General features: G+C 54.8%; 1 rRNA gene. It reads right to left on the bottom strand.

The features are described from left to right. Window positions 1-526, bottom strand: a 23S ribosomal RNA gene (locus RAN62_RS41010); the annotation flags it as partial.

Genomic DNA, 526 nt, shown 5'->3' with positions numbered 1-526 from the left:
GAGTTAATATGTGAATGCCACAGCTTCGGCGGTGTGCTTGAGCCCCGCTACATTGTCGGCGCGGAACCACTTGACCAGTGAGCTATTACGCACTCTTTAAAGGATGGCTGCTTCTAAGCCAACCTCCTGGTTGTCTAAGCGACCCCACATCCTTTTCCACTTAGCACACGCTTAGGGGCCTTAGCTGGTGATCTGGGCTGTTTCCCTCTCGACTACGAAGCTTATCCCCCGCAGTCTCACTGCCGCGCTCTCACTTACCGGCATTCGGAGTTTGGCTGATTTCGGTAAGCTTGTAGGCCCCCTAGACCATCCAGTGCTCTACCTCCGGCAAGAAACACACGACGCTGCACCTAAATGCATTTCGGGGAGAACCAGCTATCACGGAGTTTGATTGGCCTTTCACCCCTAACCACAGGTCATCCCCCAACTTTTCAACGTTGGTGGGTTCGGTCCTCCACGCAGTCTTACCCACGCTTCAACCTGCCCATGGCTAGATCACCCCGCTTCGGGTCTAGAACACGCGACT

This window comes from Symbioplanes lichenis (assembly GCF_030709675.1).
GTDB lineage: Bacteria > Actinomycetota > Actinomycetes > Mycobacteriales > Micromonosporaceae > Actinoplanes > Actinoplanes lichenis.
This window is presented reverse-complemented; position numbering and strand designations above follow the sequence as displayed.